The organism is Microbacterium sp. NPDC055442 (assembly GCF_053644215.1).
Genome location: NZ_JBSHLF010000004.1, coordinates 420257 through 434984, shown reverse-complemented (window position 1 = coordinate 434984; position 14728 = coordinate 420257). Strand labels below are relative to the sequence as shown.

At 69.9% G+C, this 14728-nt stretch carries 12 protein-coding genes; 2 read left to right on the top strand and 10 right to left on the bottom strand.

The window, feature by feature from the left end; all coding sequences use genetic code 11:
* Positions 1 to 31 precede the first annotated feature (31 nt).
* On the top strand, positions 32 to 898 hold the full coding sequence (locus ACWIBS_RS11675; RefSeq protein ID WP_376130484.1) for a fumarylacetoacetate hydrolase family protein: 867 nt from the start codon (positions 32 to 34) through the stop codon (positions 896 to 898).
* Positions 899 to 945: 47 nt separating this feature from the next.
* Here the strand turns inward: ACWIBS_RS11675 and ACWIBS_RS11670 are convergent, their stop codons facing one another.
* The 5 genes from ACWIBS_RS11670 to ACWIBS_RS11650 form a co-directional block, all read right to left on the bottom strand.
* Positions 946 to 1335: a DUF4190 domain-containing protein gene (locus ACWIBS_RS11670; RefSeq protein ID WP_376130727.1), complete on the bottom strand. Its 390-nt coding sequence runs from the start codon at positions 1333 to 1335 to the stop codon at positions 946 to 948.
* A gap of 74 nt (positions 1336 to 1409) precedes the next feature.
* Positions 1410 to 2882 (bottom strand): aspartate ammonia-lyase, encoded by a 1473-nt coding sequence (locus ACWIBS_RS11665; protein WP_376130730.1) that lies wholly within the window; start codon positions 2880 to 2882, stop codon positions 1410 to 1412.
* A gap of 117 nt (positions 2883 to 2999) precedes the next feature.
* The gene (locus ACWIBS_RS11660) at positions 3000 to 3968 is read right to left on the bottom strand and encodes a phosphodiesterase (RefSeq protein WP_376130733.1); all 969 of its coding nucleotides are present in this window, start codon (positions 3966 to 3968) and stop codon (positions 3000 to 3002) included.
* Between the two features lie 29 nt (positions 3969 to 3997).
* A complete protein-coding gene (locus tag ACWIBS_RS11655) occupies positions 3998 to 4330 on the bottom strand; it encodes a peptidase (protein ID WP_376130736.1) in 333 nt (110 codons plus the stop codon).
* Positions 4327 to 5604: an inorganic phosphate transporter gene (locus ACWIBS_RS11650; RefSeq protein WP_376130739.1), complete on the bottom strand. Its 1278-nt coding sequence runs from the start codon at positions 5602 to 5604 to the stop codon at positions 4327 to 4329. The genes ACWIBS_RS11655 and ACWIBS_RS11650 overlap by 4 nt, the downstream gene beginning before the upstream one ends.
* Positions 5605 to 5761: 157 nt before the next feature.
* On the opposite strand from ACWIBS_RS11650, the gene ACWIBS_RS11645 reads away from it, so the two are divergent.
* Complete coding sequence (locus tag ACWIBS_RS11645) at positions 5762 to 7876, top strand: S9 family peptidase (RefSeq protein ID WP_376130742.1); 2115 nt, start codon at positions 5762 to 5764, stop codon at positions 7874 to 7876.
* A gap of 222 nt (positions 7877 to 8098) precedes the next feature.
* On the opposite strand, the gene ACWIBS_RS11640 is transcribed toward ACWIBS_RS11645, so the two are convergent.
* From ACWIBS_RS11640 to ACWIBS_RS11620, 5 genes are all read right to left on the bottom strand, one after another.
* Positions 8099 to 9073, bottom strand: coding sequence for a hypothetical protein (locus ACWIBS_RS11640; RefSeq protein ID WP_376130745.1), 975 nt, complete (start codon positions 9071 to 9073; stop codon positions 8099 to 8101).
* Between the two features lie 426 nt (positions 9074 to 9499).
* Complete coding sequence (locus ACWIBS_RS11635; RefSeq protein ID WP_376130748.1) at positions 9500 to 10528, bottom strand: ATP-dependent 6-phosphofructokinase; 1029 nt, start codon at positions 10526 to 10528, stop codon at positions 9500 to 9502.
* Between the two features lie 98 nt (positions 10529 to 10626).
* Positions 10627 to 11685, bottom strand: coding sequence for a hypothetical protein (locus tag ACWIBS_RS11630; protein ID WP_376130751.1), 1059 nt, complete (start codon positions 11683 to 11685; stop codon positions 10627 to 10629).
* Between the two features lie 24 nt (positions 11686 to 11709).
* Entirely contained in the window at positions 11710 to 13872 is a 2163-nt protein-coding gene (locus ACWIBS_RS11625; RefSeq protein ID WP_376130754.1) for a DEAD/DEAH box helicase, read from the bottom strand.
* 195 nt (positions 13873 to 14067) lie between these two features.
* Positions 14068 to 14709, bottom strand: coding sequence for a hypothetical protein (locus ACWIBS_RS11620; RefSeq protein WP_376130757.1), 642 nt, complete (start codon positions 14707 to 14709; stop codon positions 14068 to 14070).
* Positions 14710 to 14728 lie beyond the last annotated feature (19 nt).

The window sequence follows — 14728 nt, the reverse complement described above, 5'->3', positions numbered from 1 at the left end:
GATGTCGCTGCCGGCGCGGTAGTTTAGAAGGATGCGTTTTGCCCACGTGGTCGCTTCTGGCGCCACTCGACCCCAGCTCGCCATCGTGGAAGACGCGGAAGCCGTCATCGTCGAGGACCTCTTCCCCGGAGCCCCCCGGGTGCTCGAGGACCTCATCGCGGGCGGAGACGACCTGCTCGACCGGGTGCGCGAGGCGAATCGCACGTCAGCCACGCGGCATCCGCTCGTCGATGTCGGTTTCGCGTCGGCGCTGCTCACCCCGCCCGTCGTGCTCGCGGTCGGGCTCAACTACGCGGCGCACTCGAGCGAGCTGGGGCTGAAGACGGACTCGACGCCGACCGTCTTCGTGCTCTGGCCGAATTCCCTCGCGGCGCACGACGCGACCGCCGTGTGGCCGCGCTCGCTGAGCGAGTCCGTCGACTACGAGGCCGAGCTCGGCGTCATCATCGGCCGCGCGGCGAAAGACGTCTCTCCCGAGGACGCCCTCGACCACGTGTGGGGCTACACCGTCGTCAACGACATCACGGCGCGCGACATCCAGTACTCCGAGGCGCAGTGGTCACGCTGCAAGTCGTTCGACGGCTTCACGCCGACGGGCCCGTTCGTCGTGACCGCCGACGAGATCCCCGATCCGCAGGATTTGCGCATCTGGACGGTGCTGGACGGCCACACGATGCAGGATGCCACGACCGGCCAGATGGTCCGGCCCGTGTCCGCCCTGGTCTCGCACCTGTCGAAGTCGGCGACGCTTCTGCCGGGCACCCTCATCTCGACGGGGAGCCCCGGCGGTGCGGGCTACAGCCGCGACCCGCAGGTGTTCCTGCGCGACCGCTCCACCGTCACGGTCGGCATCGACGGGATCGGCGAGCTGACGACCCACTGCCGCATCCTGGACTGACGTGAAAGGGCGACCCGCTCACGCGGGTCGCCCTTCTCGTCGGCGAATCAGTCGCAGGTGATCGTGCCACCCGTGCTGAGCTCGTACACGCCGGGTTCCATGCCGTTGCACAGATCCGCGACGGCGTTCAGCGAGAACATGATCACGGCGATCACGATGATGGCCGAGACGACGAGCAGCACGGCGCCGACGATGATCGCGGCGATCGCCCAGCCGTTCTTGTGGCCGGCCTTCTTGCTCTGCACGAGCGCGATGATGCCGAGGATGATCCCGACGATCTGCACGAAGAAGGCCACGGCGAACGCGACGATGCCGAGGGTCTTTCCCGGCACGGTCGGCTGTGCGGGCGGAGCTGCTCCGGGCGGAGGAGCGGGCGCGTACTGCGGTGCGCCTGCCGCCGGCGGCGGCGTGGTTCCGGGCGTGTTCGGATCGGTCATGCGATTCCCCCTGGTTGGATCTGACGTCGTCCAGCGTATCGAGGGCGACACCCCCGGTGTGGGATGCGGGGCGGTCAGGCTTCTTCGGACGCGACGATGTCCTCGGCGCTCTGCACGATCGGGATCGCCGCCGTGACCGCCTCGAGCCCCGACAGACGCGCGGGCGAGAGCTGCTTGGCCACCTCTTCGGCCGACATCAGCTCGGCCTCGACGACGAGGTCGGCGACGCTGCGGCCGGTGAGGAGGGCGGTCTTGGCCAGCGCTGCGGCCGCGGAGTAGCCGATGAACGGCGTGAGGGCCGTGATGACGCCCACCGACGACCCCACCATGGCGCCCAGCCGGGCACGGTTGGCCGTGATGCCGTCGACGCAGTTGACGCGCAGGGTCCACATCGCGCGGCGCATCCAGGTGATCGACTGGAAGATCGAGTGCGCCATGACAGGCTCGAAGGCGTTCAGCTGCAGCTGCCCGCCCTCGGCCGCCATCGTGACGGTGAGATCGGCGCCGGCGACCGCGAAGGCGACCTGGTTGACGACCTCGGGGATGACCGGGTTCACCTTGCCGGGCATGATGCTCGAGCCGGCCTGCTGCGCGGGCAGGTTGATCTCGCCGAGGCCGGCCTGCGGCCCTGACGACAGCAGACGCAGATCGTTGCAGATCTTCGAGAGCTTGATCGCGTTGCGCTTGAGCGAGGACGAGAACGACATGAAGGCGCCCGTGTCGCTCGTCGATTCGACGAGGTCGGTCGCGAGTTCGATGTCGAGTCCGCTGATCTCGCGCAGGTGCCGCAGGACCGTGTTGCTGTACTCGGGGTGAGTCGTGATCCCCGTGCCGATCGCGGTGGCGCCGAGATTGATCTCGTGGAGCAGCTTCGCGTTCTCCGTGAGGCGACTGTGGTCTTCGGTGAGCGTCGTGGCGAACCCGTTGAACTCCTGCCCGAGCGTCATCGGAACGGCGTCCTGCAGCTGCGTGCGCCCGACCTTGAGGATGTCGTGGAACTCGTCGGCCTTGTTCAGGAACGCGTTGCGCAGCAGGTCGAGCTCGTCGAGCAGCGTCTTGAGGTCGAGGCTCAAGCCGATCTTGATCGCCGTCGGGTACACGTCGTTGGTCGATTGGCTGCGGTTGGTGTGGTCGATCGGCGACAGGAACGCGTAGTCGCCCTTCTCGCGCCCGGCGAGTTCGAGCGCGATGTTGGTGATGACCTCGTTCGCGTTCATGTTCGTCGACGTGCCCGCGCCACCCTGGATGACGCCCACGACGAACTGATCGTGGTGCTGGCCGTCGATGACGAGCTGCGCCGCGCGGTCGATGAGGTCGGCTCGCTCGTGATCGAGCACGCCGATCTCGCGGTTCGCGCGCGCTGAGGCCTGCTTGACCATCGCGAGCGCGACGACGAGGTCGCGATACACCGAGATGGGACGCTTCGAGATCGGGAAGTTCGCCAACGCACGGGCGGTATGCACGCCCCAGTACGCATCGGCGGGGATCTCGAGCGATCCCAGCGAATCGGTTTCGGTACGGGTGAGCGGCGTCGCGTCGGCAGTCATTCGGGCGTCCTTGTAGGTCACGACTCTGTGGGAGGGGATGCCCCCGAGCCTACCCGCGCGCCGGTGTCCGCGAACCGTCCCGGGCGGCGGGTCGCTCGCCTCGACTGTACGAGGCGGCTACGGCGCGCGCTTGCGGGAGAACGCTTCGAGCCGTTCGGCCGGCGACAGCGCCGCCATGCGGTCGAGCCACTCCTGCGAGAAGCCGTCGGACGTCGGGGAGTCCAGCACGGGGACGACCGAATGCGTGATCGTCTCGTCGTACACGTGCACGAGGTGGAAGGACTGCCCCGCATCGGTGCCGTTGACCTCGGCGGCGGGCCGGGTGAGGTTCATCGTGTAGCACGTCGCGGCCGCGACGCTCACGGGAATGCCGGCGAACGTGCCGCTCGTCGAGTAGTGCAGGTGGCCGCCGAGGACGGCCCGCACGTCGGTGCCCGCGATGACCTCGGCGAAGCGGTGCTGTTCACGCAGTTCGAGGATGTCGAACAGCCGCACGTGCGATGGCAGCGGCGGATGATGCAGAGCCAGGATGGTGCCCAAGGGTGCCGGTTCGGCGAGCACATCGCGCAGCCAGGCGAGCTGCGCATCGTCGAGCTCGCCGTGATGCCAGCCGGGCACGGTCGTGTCGAGGGCGACGAGGCGCAGCCCCCCGAGGTCCCACGCCCCCGTCACGGCGTCTTCGGTCGGGGCGAGGCCGAGCAGCGCTTCGCGCAGCGCGGGGCGCTCGTCGTGGTTGCCGGCGACCCACACGATCGGGGCGCCCAGACGCTCGGCGACGGGCTCGACCGCAGTGCGCAGCGCGCGGTAGGCCTCGGGCTCGCCGAGGTCGGTCAGGTCGCCCGTGAAGACGATCGCGTCGGGCCGCAGTCGCATCCGCTCGACCGCTTCGAGCGTGCGCACGAGGTTCGCCTCGGTGTCGATCCGGCCCGCGAGCGGCGCGTTGCCGGCGAGCAGGTGCGTGTCGCTCAGGTGCAGGATCGTCCGCCGGGCGGGCGGGTACTGGCCGAACTGCACGGGCGCCGAGTCCCCGGTGGCAGCGTCCTCGGGCGACGCGAGCGGGGCGCCTGGAGGTGGGGTCGTGACCATGAGGTCAGCCTACGGCGACCCTGCGACGCTCAGTGGTTGAAGACGATGAGCAGGATGCCGCCGAGCACGGCCAGCGAGCAGAGTCCGAAGCATCCGTAGGCGCCCACGAGCGCGAGGCGCTTCTGCCCCTCGGTCAGTGGGCTCTTTCGGGCGGCCTTCGCGGCGGCCTTCTCGGCCCGGCGTGCCTCCTTCTCGGTGATCACCGTGATCGCGTCGGTGAACTCGGCCGGCGCGACGACCGGCGCCCTGCCGGCGCGCACGAGCAGGCGCAGCCCGACGGCGTACGAGGTGACGACGAGCACTCCGGCGATGAGGCTCGCGGCGAAGACCTCGAGGAAGGCGATCCAGTCGATCGTGATCACCGGTTCTGCTCCTTCTTCGCCGCCGCGCGCTTGGCCTTGCGTTCTGCGTGCTCGACGGCGGCGACGCGGCGGGCCTCTTCGCGCGCGACCGCCCGCTGCCGGCGGGTGGGGGGCGGGTTGCGCTTGACCTTGACGGCCCGGCCGGACTCGGCCACATCGCTCATCGCGTTGGCGGAGTCGACGACGTTCCGTCGCGAGCGCCAGAACAGTCCGAGGATGATGACGAGCGCGATCACGGCGTCGATCAGGACGCCCCACGTGCCCAGCCACACCACGACGAGAGCCGCCAGCGCGCCGACCGCTCCCGAGGCGGGGAGGGTCAGCAGCCAGCCGATCATGATGCGGCCGACCGTGCGCCAGCGCACCTTGGATCCGCGCCTGCCGAGCCCCGAGCCGATGACCGAGCCCGAGGCGACCTGCGTCGTCGACAGCGCGAAGCCGAGGGCGCTCGAGGCGAGGATCGTCGCCGCCGTCGACGTCTCGGCCGCGAAGCCCTGCGCGGGCTTGACGTCGGTGAGGCCCTTGCCCAGCGTGCGGATGATGCGCCAGCCGCCCATGTAAGTACCGAGCGCGATCGTGACGGCGCACGCGACGATGACCCACAGCTGCGGGTCGGGGTTCGCGGTGGACTGCCAGCCGACCGTGATGAGCGCCAGGGTGATGACGCCCATCGTCTTCTGGGCGTCATTGGTGCCGTGGGCGAGCGCCACGAGCGAGGACGTGAAGATCTGCCCCCACCGGAAGCCGTCGCGTCCGTCGGGCTTGGTGTCGTAACGGCGCGTGATGGCATACGCGAGCTTCGTCACGGTGTAGGCGATGATGCCGGCCGTCAGCGGTGCGATGAGGGCGGGCAGGATCACCTTGCTCATGACGACGCCGAAGTCGATCGCCATGGCGCTCGCGCCGACGAGCGTGGCTCCGATGAGTCCGCCGAACAGGGCATGCGATGACGACGAGGGAAGCCCGAGCAGCCACGTCAGCATGTTCCAGGTGATGGCGCCGATCAGTCCCGCGAAGATGATCGAGGGAAACACGGTCGCCGAGATCTCGTCTTCGCGGATCATTCCGCCCGAGATGGTCCGCGCGACCTCGGTCGACAGGAACGCGCCGACGAGGTTCAGGATGGCGGCGAGCAGCACGGCGGTGCGGGGCTTGAGCGCGCCCGTCGCGATGGGCGTGGCCATCGCGTTCGCGGTGTCGTGGAACCCGTTGGTGAAGTCGAAGAAGAGTGCCAGTGCGATGACCAGCACGATGATGAGGGCTGCGGCTTCCACGTTCGCTTTCGTATGAGGATGTGATGCCGAAGATATCGACGTGACGAACGAACAGTTCACCCAGAATTCAGGAACCGGCAACCGGCCAGAAAGAATCCTGACACCGGGTCCGCCCGCGGTCAACTCGACTCGTCGCGGCGGCGGCTAACGTTGTGCCGTGACCGCTCACGAATCCGCCCTGCCTGCCCCCGTCGCGTCGCCGCGTGTCTCGGTGCGCTCGCACCACGCAGACGCTGTGGAAGACCGCTACGAATGGCTCCGCGACAAGGACGATGCCGATGTCATCGCGCATCTCGAAGCCGAGAACGCCTACACCGATGCACGCACGGCGCATCTCGCCGATCTGCGTGAGCGGATCTTCGACGAGATCAAGGGCCGCACGCTCGAGACCGATCTGTCGGTGCCGGTGCGGCGCGGGCAGTGGTGGTACTACGGACGCACCGTGGAGGGCGAGCAGTACGGCATCCAATGCCGCGCTCCCCTCGCCTCGCCCGACGACTGGACGCCGCCGTCGCTCTCTCCCGACACCGATGTGCCCGGCGAGCAGGTGGTGCTCGATGGGAACGCCGAGGCCGAGGGCCACGAGTTCTTCTCGCTCGGCAGCTTCGAGGTCACGTCCGACGGCACGCGCCTGCTGTACGGCATCGATCACGCCGGAGACGAGCGCTACACGATCCGCGTCCGCGACCTCGTGACGGGCGAGCAGCTGCCCGATGAGATCCCCGACACGTTCGCCGGCGCGACGTTCTCACCCGACGGCCGCTTCATCGTCTACACGACGGTCGACGACGCCTGGCGGCCCGACACGGTGTGGCTGCACGAGCTCGGCACGCCCGTCTCCTCCGACCAGAAGCTGTTCCACGAGCCCGACGAGCGGTATTGGGTCGGAGCGGGCTTCACCCGCAGCGACCGCTACCTCGTGATCGGGCTCGGGTCCTCGATCACGTCCGAGGAGTGGCTCCTCGACGCCGACGACCTCCGCGGCGAGCCCCGCGTCGTGTGGCCGCGCACCGAGGGCATCGAGTACGACTCCGACCACGCGGTGATCGACGGCGAGGATGTGCTGTTCATCCTGCACAACGACGAAGCCCTCGATTTCGAACTCGTCCGCGTCGCGGCATCCGACCCGGGCGGCGAGCGCACGGTCATCGTGCCGCATCGCGCGGGTGAGCGCCTGCTCGGCCTGTCGACCTTCCGCGACTGGGGCGTGCTCGGGTACCGCCGCGGCGGACTCGCGCGGCTCGGCCTGCTCGACTACGCCACGGGCGACGTCGACGAGATCGCGTTCAACGAGCCGCTGTACGCCGCGGGAGCGTCGGGCAACCCGGAATGGGCGCCCCCGATGCTGCGCATCGCCTTCGCGTCGTTCGTGACGCCCGGCACTGTCTACGACTACGACCTCGCCTCGAAGCGGATGCACCTGCGCAAGCGGCAGCCGGTCCTGGGCGGCTACGACCCCGCCGACTACGCGCAGGCGCGCGTGTGGGCGACGGCGCAGGACGGTGCCCGGATCCCCGTCTCGCTCGTGTGGAAGCGCTCGTTCGGCGAAGCCGGTGCCGCGCCGCGCCCCGTGCACCTCTACGGGTACGGCTCGTACGAGCACTCGATCGAGCCGGGGTTCTCGGTCGCACGTCTGTCCGAGCTCGACCGCGGTGTCATGTTCGCCGTCGCACACGTGCGCGGCGGCGGCGAGATGGGACGCCAGTGGTACGAAGACGGCAAGCTGCTGAACAAGCGCAACACGTTCACCGACTTCGTCGCCTGCGCCCGCCACCTGATCGACGAGGGGTACACGACACCGGCGCAGCTGATCGGTGAAGGCGGCTCGGCGGGCGGGCTGCTGATGGGCGCCGTCGCCAACCTCGCCCCCGAGCTGTTCGCCGGCATCCTCGCCGACGTGCCTTTCGTCGACGCGCTCACGACGATCCTCGACCCGTCGCTGCCCCTCACCGTCATCGAGTGGGACGAGTGGGGCGACCCGCTGCACGACCCCGGCGTGTACGCGTACATGAAGACGTACTCGCCGTACGAGAACGTGCGGGAGGGGGTCGCCTACCCCCGCATCCTCGCCGTCACGTCGCTCAACGACACGCGTGTGATGTACGTCGAGCCGACGAAGTGGGTCGCCCGCCTGCGCGAGGTGGGAGCCGACGCGCTCCTCAAGTGCGAGATGGTCGCCGGTCACGGCGGCGTGAGCGGTCGCTACAACGCCTGGCGCGAGCGCGCGTTCGAGCTCGCGTGGATGCTCGACGTGGTCGGCGTGGCCGACTGACCGGCCCCGGGTGGCGGCCCGCGCGGGCGGGCGGGCGGGCGGCACGCGGGCGTCGGCGCCGGGCGGGCGATCCGGCCCCGCGCGGGCGCGGCGTCGCGCGGGCGGATCCGGCCCCGCGCGGGAGCCCGTGAGGGCGTCGGGACCGCGCGGGCGGGCTCGGCGTCGCGCGGGCGCGCAATCCGGCCCCGGATCGCCGAACCGTACCGTTTCCGTCGAACCCGACTACGACGACGTCCCGTTCGACGAAACAGGTCGGGTTCGTTTCGGCGGCAGCGAGCGCGGGTTGGCGGCGAGCGTCGCGAGCATCGAAGAGTGCCGCGGACGAACGGGCGCGAGGCCTGCAGCGCGCAGCTTGGCGTCCAGCGGTTCGACTCGGAGCGTATCCGCCCAATCCCAGCGGCCGAAGCCGTTGACCCGGGGTCGCAGGCGGTCCTCACGCTTCTTCTCGCGGACGAAGTGCGCCCTCATCGCCGCGCGATTCGAGGCGTCGTACTTGCCATACCCGTCCGACTCGCCGATGACCCGCGCCGTTCGGAAGAAGAAGTCCACGCGGTCTGTACCGTCGTCGTGTTCGAACTCGACCTGCAGTTCGGGCCGTTCGTACCCGAGCCACTCGATCACCGCACGGCTGACGGACTCACCCGACGATTCCGCTTCAGCTGTCGCGCGCTCTTGGACCCAGTCGAGTTGACGGATGCCGCGGCGATTCGCCTGCGCTCGACCGGCGGCGCTGAAGTCGATCGCCGCATCCGTGCCGCCGTGTCGCAGCGCGGCATCGGCGACGGCGAGCGCAAACGCGGGCGGAAGCACCCGCACCAGGTCGACGGCGGTGTCCGTGAGCGCGGTCGCGCACACGCCTTCGACGACGTCGATTCGGCGGCCGTCGCGAGCTCCGTGGACGATGACATCACCACGGCGACGGGTGGTGGCATCCGGACTCAGCAGGTGGATGTGACGGGCTTCTCCGAAGGTCGGAAGCCCATGAAGGGCCGCGGCAGACTCGAGGCAGAACACCGGCTCGTTCCACGTGATGGCGACAGCGTGTACGCGCAGCAGGTACCGATCCCACGGTTGCAGCGCTCGCCACACCGCTGCGTCCACGTAGACACCCGGGCGCACGCGGTGGTGATCCCTTCGACGCACGAGAGCCGGGTGCTCGCGCGCGAGCACAAGTGTGGCGGGCGGAGTAAGCAGCATCCCTCCACTATCGCCGCGCGGGATCGCGATCTGCTTCCCCGTCCGCCATCTGTGGCCGCTCTGCTCTCGCGCACACCTGTGGAGGAACACACGCGGTGACATCGAACCGCACCGACCCCGTCGAACCGTACGTCGACGAAGTCCGGTTCGACGGAATGGGTCGGGTTCGTGGCATACCCGGAAACGGGCGACGGATGCCGCGGCTCGCGCGACGCGCAGGGCCGCGCAGGCGAGGCCCCGAGCCATGGTGCTAGATACCCGAACCGTACCGATCTCGTCGAACCGCACGTCGACGAAGTCCGGTTCGACGGAATGGGTCGGGTTCGGCGCCAGATGCCCGACGCCCGACGCCCGACGCCCGACGCCCGACGCCCGACGCCCACCCGGCGCCCAAGCCCGACGCCCGCCCGTCCCGCCCCCGCAAGGTCAGCCGAAGAGGGCGGCGGCCTCTTCGTAGCGGTACAGCGGCACGGTGTTGAGCTCGCCGAGGGCCTCGGCGAAGGGTACGCGCACGATGTCGGTGCCGCGCAGCGCCACCATCTGCCCCCACGCCTCGTCGACGAGGGCGTCGGCGGTGTGCAGCCCGAGCCGCGTCGCGAGCACGCGGTCGAAGCCCGACGGCGACCCGCCGCGCTGGATGTGGCCGAGCACCGTCGAGCGCGTCTCGATGCCGGTCAGGCGCTCGATCTCGGGCGCCAGGACCTCGCCGATCCCGCCGAGCCGGGGGCGGTTGAAGGCGTCGAGACCCTTGTCGCTGTAGGCCTCGTCCATGCCCTTGAGGGTGAAGCCCTCCGACACGACGACCAACGGCGCGCGACCGCGGTCGTGCGCGCGCATGACCTGCGCCGTGATCTCGTCGATCGACAGCGGCACCTCGGGGATGCAGATGACGTGGGCGCCGGCCGCGACGCCGGCGTGCAGCGCGATCCAGCCGACGTGGCGGCCCATGACCTCGGCGATCATGCAGCGCTGGTGCGAGTCCCCCGTCGTGCGCAGACGGTCCATCGCGTCGGTCGCGATGTTGACGGCGGTGTCGAACCCGAAGGAGTAGTCCGTCGCGCGCAGGTCGTTGTCGATCGTCTTGGGCACGCCCATGACGTTGATGCCGTCCTTCGCGAGCCGGTCGGCGGCGGCGAGCGTGCCCTCGCCTCCGATCGCGACGATGCCGTCGATGCGGTGGCCGTACAGCGTCTTGGCGATGTTCTCGGCGCCGCCGCGCGGCCCCTCGTACGGGTTCGTCCGCGACGTGCCGAGGATCGTGCCGCCGACCTTCGACAGACCCTTGACCTCGTGCCGCGTGAGCGGGAAGAAGTCGGCGTCGACGACGCCGCGCCACCCGTCGCGGATTCCGACGAACTCGAGATCGTAGGTCGTCGTTCCCTTGAGCACGATGCCGCGGATGACGGCGTTGAGCCCGGGGCAGTCGCCGCCGCTGGTCAGGATGCCGATCTTCATGCTGTGGTCCTTGCTGTCGGTACGTGGGTACGGCGACGGTGCCGGTTCGACACTATCGCCGCTCGAGCAGAGGATGCCAGACGTCCGGCGTCGCGCGATCAGGCTCGGTGCCAGTCATCCGCGTCGCGCATCCATTCGACGGACGGACCCGCCACCAGGGTCCGGGCGAACCAGTACGTCGCGTCGGGCGCCCACCCCGCGATGACGCTCCCCCACCCGTCATCGACGTCGAGCAGCCGCGTCGCCGCCTCGAGATACCCGGCCACCGTGAGGTGCACGCCGTCTGCCACGGCGGCGACGAACTCCCAGTCCGGCTGCACCCACCCGCCGTCGCGCCCCGTGACCCGGTGCCAGTCGTGTCGCCGCGACGCGGTCACGATGAGCGGATGCCGCCGGCACAGGTCGATCCACGCGTCCGCGCCGTCGATCTCGAGGACACGAGCGGATGCCGGCAGCACGGGCGACGCGATCGCGGTATCCCAGCCGCCGAAGTCCTCGACGGACCACAACTCCGACGGGCCGATGCGCCCGAGGCTTCGCGTCGAGTGCAGGACCGCTGAGGGCGTGGACCACCACGTGCCGCTGAAGCGCGCGGTCGCGTCGGCCGGCCGCTCGCGCGCAGCATCCACCTCTTCGGCGCGAACAGCGGAGCCCCACGCGGCGAGCGCCGCCGCGGGATCGTCGTTCGTCGCCGACCCGGCGCCCCAGTGCACCGCCCACTGGTCGCTCAGCGCAACGCCCGAGCGCCACCACTGCGCGTGCGGCGAGGCGGCGATCATCTCGGCGACGCGCGTGAGCACCGGACGCAGCTCATCCGTCGCGGCGAGCGCGTCTGCGCCGTTCGGAGCCTGCCAGTACATCGCATGGTCGACGGATGCCCTCAGCGCCAGACGCAGTGAGCGCTCGGTCGGCTCTGGAGCATCGAGTGTCGCGAGGGCGGATGCCGCTTCCTCCGGCGAGACCACGATCTCGGTGGGCTTGGCGTCACCGCCGATCGTGAACAGCGTGCCGGGATCCGGGTCGAGCGCACGCGTCGCCCAGAAGTAGGCCGTCGTCACCGCGTCGTCACCGCCGGACCACGCGCCTTCGAGCAGGTACTCCAGGCACAGCCGCCGCCCACGCGGACCCGCGAGCAGGGCCGAAGGGTCGAGAGCCATGCCCTCGACCCTAGCGACGCGAGGTCACTCCCCGCCGAGCGCCTGACGCAGCAGGTGCATGAGCGCCGACAGCTGCACGGAGTCGCTCGATTGCGGGTCGAGCGCTTCGCCGTCGAGGGCTCGCGCGGCGAGACCCTGCTTCGAGTCGATGAGCTCGGCGATCTTCGTGTCGATCGTGTGCGCCGCGATGATCCGCCACGCCGTGACGGGCTCGTCCTGACCGATGCGGTGCACGCGGTCGATCGCCTGCGTCTGCTCGGCAGCCGTCCACGACAGCTCCGCGAGCACGACGTTCGACGACGCCTGCATGTTGACGCCGACGCCGGCGGCCGTGAGCGAGCAGACCGCGATGCCGACCGAGGGGTCGTTGTTGAAGTCGTCGATCGCCTGCTGGCGCGCCGTCGTCGTCTGATCGCCGCGCAGCGACACCGTCTTGAGTCCCGCCGCGGCGAAGTGCGCCTCGGCGGCATCCATCACATCGATGTGCTTCGCGAAGAAGACGACCTTGCCGACCGAGCGCTGCAGCTGCGCGGCGTAGTCCGCCGCGAGCACGGCCTTGGCCTGGCCGATCCGCCGCACCATCGTGAAGACGTTCTCCGACCCCGTGCCGGCGGCTTTGGACTCTTCGAGCTCGTTGTGGGCGACCAGACGCACGATGTCGTCGTCGACCTCGCCGGGTGCGAGGCCCCGGTCGCCGCGAGCCTCGATGATGCGGCGGTACTTCGCCGCGAGGCGCTCGCCGAGCTCGCGCTCGGCTTCGCGGATCGACCGGCCGAAGTCGTCGTCGAGCTCGACCGGAAGGTCGGCGACGAGCTTGTCGGGAAGGTCGGCTGCGACGTCCTTCTTGCGGCGGCGCACGATCCCCATCGAGATGACGGCCTCGCGCGCTTCGGGATAGAACGCCTTGTCGGCCGGGGTGAGTCCCGTGTCGTCGAGCTTCTCCATCAGCAGAGGGCCCGGCTTCTCACCGTTGGTCCACCCCAGGAAACGCCAGATCGCGTCGAAGTCCTCGACGTCGTTGATGAGCGGCGTTCCGGTGAGGGCCATGAGCAGCGGGTCGCGCACCTGCTCGCGGATGCGCGTCGCGAGGGCGAGCACGTTCTGCGAGCGCTGCGACGACAGGTTCTTGATGAAGTGCGCCTCGTCGACGACCATGCCCTGCAGCCCGATCGACGAGAGCCACGACAGGTGCCGGTCGAGGATCTCGTAGTTGACGATGAAGACGTCGGCGAACGCGTCGATGTCCTCGCCGTCGCCCGAGATGACGGTCGCCCGGCGCTGCGGCGTCCACCGCTCGACCTCGCGGGCCCAGTTCATCTTGACGACGTTCGGCACGACGACCAGCAGCGGGTAGGCGCCGGCGACGGATGCTGCGAGCACCGACTCCGCCGTCTTGCCCAGGCCCGGCTCGTCGGCGAGCAGGAAGGTGCGGTGCCCGTCGCGCACGGATTCGAGGAAGCGCGACTGGTGCACCATGACCTCGAGCCCCTTGGGCGAGATCCGGTCGAACTCGGGCACGGGCGGGAGGGGCATCGTGGCCGATCCGCCACCGGCGCCGGTCTCGAAGGCCTTGTACAGGGGGCCCATGAGCTCCCATCCGTCGAGTCGGCGGCGCGGCGTCTCTTTGGGCGCGCGCAGCGTGAGGTCCGGCTCGAGGAAGGGGCTGGCTTCGCGGCGGGCCTCGACGCGCGGCGGGATCACCTGCCGCTCGGCGAGAGCGGCCGGGACCACGGGGGCCGCGACGGGTGCGGCATCCGTGATGATGAGCTCGTCGGGTGCGAGCTCGGCACCCGACTCGAGCAGCCAGTCGCGGCGCATGCGCTTGGCGACCGGCGACGTCGCCTGGTCGACCTCGAGCAGCTGGATGAGCGATGTGTCGCGCGCCGCCGTCTTGGCGAGGATCGTCGCGACGCCGTCGAGCCGCTTGAGCAGTTCGGAGCGCGGGCTGTCGCCGAGCGACGTGTCGGCCTTCACTCGCGCGCGCTCTTCGCGCACGAGGAACGCGATGACCTGGAACTTCACACGGTTGGTCGGGCCGAGCTTGCCGCGCTGCGACTTCGCCTCGACCTCGCGCACCTTGCGAGCGAGGATCGGGATGATGGGCGCTTCGTCATCGCGCCGAGATGACGAGGCGGGCTTGCGTCGCCGCTGCGACGACTTGCCGGTGGTCGATGCCGTGGTCGGCATGCTCCTCCTGAGGATCTGCGCCGGATACTCCGGCGGAACCGGTCGAGACCGGCGAGGCTTGTGCTTCCGCGGGCGGCTGGGCTGCCGTCACTGACACGGACGGGATCTCGCCACCTCCGGCCGCGGGCACTCGCTTCTGCGAGCTGCGACATCGGGGGCGGGCTCCCCGGCGACCATCCTAGCGCGTCGAGACGCTCAGTCCCACAGCGACCGGACGATGTCTTCCGTGTACCCCTCGGGCGAGACATTGATCCAGCGCGTCGAGATCCACCCGTCGCCGCCGATGTAGTGCGTCTCGCCGAGCCTGACGATCTCGTCGTCCTGCGTGATCATCTCCTGCTCGATCCGGTGGATCGTGCCCTCGCCGAGATCCTCGGCCGCGAACCCCTCCCGCTCGAACGCCTGGAAGAGGGCATCGCGCTGCTCGGCGGTCACGATCGTCACGTTCGTCGCGATCCCGCGCTCGGACGGCGGGCCCCACGTGCAGCGCAGCGTCTCGGCGGCGGCGGACAGGATCTCGATCGCCTCGACGTTCTGGGTCGACAGCATCGTGATGCCGGGGTCGTTGAGCGGTGGGACCTCGGCCTCGAGGGTCGCGAGCATCTCGGGCGAGTAGATCGCCTCGCATGCCGACGGCAGCACGAGGTCGCCGATGGGATCGCCCGTGACGGACGGCGTGGCCGAGGGAGTCGTCGTCGCGGTGGGCGAGGTCGACGGCGACGGCGACCCGGACGAGGTCGGACCGGGCTCGGGCTGGCACCCGGTCGTCAGGATCGCGAGGGCGATCGCCGAGACGACGGCCGAGACGCGCACGAGGGGACGGCGACGCGATGACATGGGAACCTCCCGAGGCGGA

Bases quoted from the DNA above. Each gene is read 5' to 3' on its own strand.
- ACWIBS_RS11675 (WP_376130484.1), top strand. From the start codon at position 32: ATGCGTTTTGCCCACGTGGTCGCTTCTGGCGCCACTCGACCCCAGCTC.
- ACWIBS_RS11670 (WP_376130727.1), bottom strand. From the start codon at position 1,335: ATGACCGATCCGAACACGCCCGGAACCACGCCGCCGCCGGCGGCAGGC.
- ACWIBS_RS11665 (WP_376130730.1), bottom strand. From the start codon at position 2,882: ATGACTGCCGACGCGACGCCGCTCACCCGTACCGAAACCGATTCGCTG.
- ACWIBS_RS11660 (WP_376130733.1), bottom strand. From the start codon at position 3,968: ATGGTCACGACCCCACCTCCAGGCGCCCCGCTCGCGTCGCCCGAGGAC.
- ACWIBS_RS11640 (WP_376130745.1), bottom strand. From the start codon at position 9,073: ATGCTGCTTACTCCGCCCGCCACACTTGTGCTCGCGCGCGAGCACCCG.
- ACWIBS_RS11635 (WP_376130748.1), bottom strand. From the start codon at position 10,528: ATGAAGATCGGCATCCTGACCAGCGGCGGCGACTGCCCCGGGCTCAAC.
- ACWIBS_RS11630 (WP_376130751.1), bottom strand. From the start codon at position 11,685: ATGGCTCTCGACCCTTCGGCCCTGCTCGCGGGTCCGCGTGGGCGGCGG.
- ACWIBS_RS11625 (WP_376130754.1), bottom strand. From the start codon at position 13,872: ATGCCGACCACGGCATCGACCACCGGCAAGTCGTCGCAGCGGCGACGC.
- ACWIBS_RS11620 (WP_376130757.1), bottom strand. From the start codon at position 14,709: ATGTCATCGCGTCGCCGTCCCCTCGTGCGCGTCTCGGCCGTCGTCTCG.